The 2,388-nt window shown below is 50.3% G+C and carries 2 protein-coding genes; one reads left to right on the top strand and one right to left on the bottom strand.

Features of this window, described 5'->3' with window-relative positions; translation table 11 throughout:
• Positions 1–430: 430 nt before the first annotated feature.
• Positions 431–1,261, bottom strand: coding sequence for a pyridoxamine kinase (locus Q0256_RS03365; RefSeq protein WP_297960036.1), 831 nt, complete (start codon positions 1,259–1,261; stop codon positions 431–433).
• Between the two features lie 171 nt (positions 1,262–1,432).
• On the opposite strand from Q0256_RS03365, the gene menA reads away from it, so the two are divergent.
• Positions 1,433–2,335 carry a 1,4-dihydroxy-2-naphthoate octaprenyltransferase gene (gene menA / locus Q0256_RS03360; RefSeq protein ID WP_297960034.1) on the top strand — a complete coding sequence of 301 codons (903 nt, stop codon included), beginning with the start codon at positions 1,433–1,435 and terminating at the stop codon, positions 2,333–2,335.
• Positions 2,336–2,388 lie beyond the last annotated feature (53 nt).

Here is a 2,388-nt window from a genome sequence, read left to right as displayed (position 1 = left end):
ATACGGATTTTAATCTAAATTTTACTCATAAATTTTGAGATTATTTTATAAGTGCATGGCGCACGACTCGCAGGAATAAAATTTTAAGCAGATTTTGTGCAAAATTTCAAAATGCAGCTCAAGCTCACAAGCAGATAAATTCGCTGCAGCCTTGCGTTTAGAATTACGCGCTAGCCGACAAATTTCGCATCTTTATGTCGGTGCAAATTTTAAAATTCTATGCAGGAGATAAAATTATAAGCCCGTGCAATGCATGAATTCTAAAATTCCGCGTCGCCTATAGAATTCCATGCCCCACACGACACATAAATTTTGAAATTTTAAAATTTCACGCCGCAGATAAAATTTAGGAATTTCCTTTTGCGGTAAAATTTTAAAGCTCTACCACAAATCCGCTGTCCGCGCGGCGAGTTCCAAATCCATCTAGAACTTAGATTTTCCTCACCAGCTCGGGAATTATCGCTTCGAAATCGACCCCTTCATAGTCCTTGCGCTCCTCGTCGCTCATTGTCTCCTTGATCGTGCTTACGACGAAGTCCGCAGCGATTCGAACCGCCGTTTCTAGCGACTTGCCGCGCATTATCGCGCCGAAGGCTACGGCTGCGAAAATATCGCCGGTGCCGTTAAATTTAACCGGCAGCAGCTCGTGAAAATACTCATTCGTCCTACCCGTGCGCGCATCGTAGCTGAAAACCCCGCACTGATCGGCGATGTAGCCGATGCCTTTTAAAATAACCTGCCTAGCGCCCAGCTCTCGAAGCCTTGCAAGCAGATCCATGATAAAATCCCTATCCGCCCCCTCTCGGTACGGCACGCCGGTGATCGCGCAGGCCTCGGTGATATTGGGCGTGATGATGTCGGCCTGGGCGCACAGAAGCGCCATCATGCGGGCAAAATCCTCGTTAAAGCCCGGATAAAACACGCCGTTATCGCCCATACATGGATCGACCAAGATGACCTTATCGGCGCCGCCGAAGCTAGCAAATAGCTCGCTCATGATCTCGATCTGCGCCTCCGAGCCTAAAAATCCCGTATAGATGCCGTCAAATTCCACCCCCTGCTCCCTCCAATGCGCCATGATCGCACATATCTGTGAGCTTAGATCGCAAAAGGTGTAGCCCGAAAAGCCCGTATGCATCGATAAAACCGCCGTAGGGATCACACTCGTGCTCATCCCCATCGCGCTTAGTATCGGCAATGCAACGGTCAGCGAAACCTTGCCCACGCAGGATATATCTTGAACGGTAAGAACTTTTTTCATCACAATTCCTAAAATTTTTGGCTCTATTTTACCGCTATTTATATTAAAAAGGCGAATTTAAATAAAATTTACTCTACGAATAGTCTAAATTTATAATATTTTTGGCGTTTTTCCGCTAAATTCTAAGCTAGTTCCGCCGCAAATTCGGCGTATAAATTTAAAAAGGCAAAAATGATAACCGCAAAGGCTCTTTACGCATCCGCTCGCCTTAGATCGCTGCCGCTTAGCGTCTCGGGCGTACTGCTCGGCAGCGGCGCAGCATACGGCGCGGGCGTATTTAGAGCGGATATTTTCGCACTGGCGCTGCTTACGACGCTGCTGTTTCAGGTGCTAAGCGACTACGCCAACGACTACGGCGACGCGGTAAAGGGCACCGACGACGATGGCAGACTGGGGCCGCGACGCGCGATCCAAACGGGACAGATGAGCGCGGAGCAGATGAAGCGTGTCATCGTCGCTACGGCGCTGCTTTCCGCGCTTTCTAGCCTCGCGCTAAGCGTTTTGGCATTCGGCGAGCGGTTTTATCTCGTGGCTCTATTTTTAGCGCTGGGCGGCGCGTCGATATATGCCGCGATCCGCTACACCGTGGGCGCCGGCGCATACGGCTATAAAGGGCTCGGCGACGTTTTCGTGTTTTTGTTTTTTGGACTTTTGAGCGTGCTGGGCTCATATTTTTTATACGCGCGATCGCTTGATACGGCGCTGCTGCTGCCTGCGTGTGCATGCGGGATGCTAAGCACCGCCGTGCTAAATCTAAACAACATGCGCGATATCCAAAACGACGCGCTCAAAGGCAAGCGCACGATCCCCGTTCGTATCGGACTGCGCGCGGCTAAGCGATACCACTACGCGCTGATCGCGGGCGGGGCGGGTCTGATGCTATGCTACTCGTTTTTACGCGGCGAGCCGGGCGTAAAATTACTCTACGTGGTAAGCTTTGCGCCGCTTATTAGGCACCTATTTTTCATCTCGAAAGTGCAGGAGTGTCGCGACTTCGACGGGCAGCTAAAGGTCGTCGCGCTCTGCACGTTTGCGATGTCGGCGCTATTTTTCGTCGGGGAAATTTTGGCCTAAATTTAAATGCCGCGCAGATAAAATTTACGTCGGCACCGCAGCAAAGTCCTCTC

It is taken from the genome of uncultured Campylobacter sp. (assembly GCF_937949835.1).
Classification (GTDB): Bacteria; Campylobacterota; Campylobacteria; order Campylobacterales; family Campylobacteraceae; genus Campylobacter_B.
Note: the sequence above shows the minus strand (reverse complement) of the source record. Positions and strands in the feature narration are given on the sequence as shown.

Coding starts and splice junctions, on each gene's coding strand:
- Q0256_RS03365 (WP_297960036.1), bottom strand. CDS start 1,261: ATGAAAAAAGTTCTTACCGTTCAAGATATATCCTGCGTGGGCAAGGTT.
- menA (WP_297960034.1), top strand. CDS start 1,433: ATGATAACCGCAAAGGCTCTTTACGCATCCGCTCGCCTTAGATCGCTG.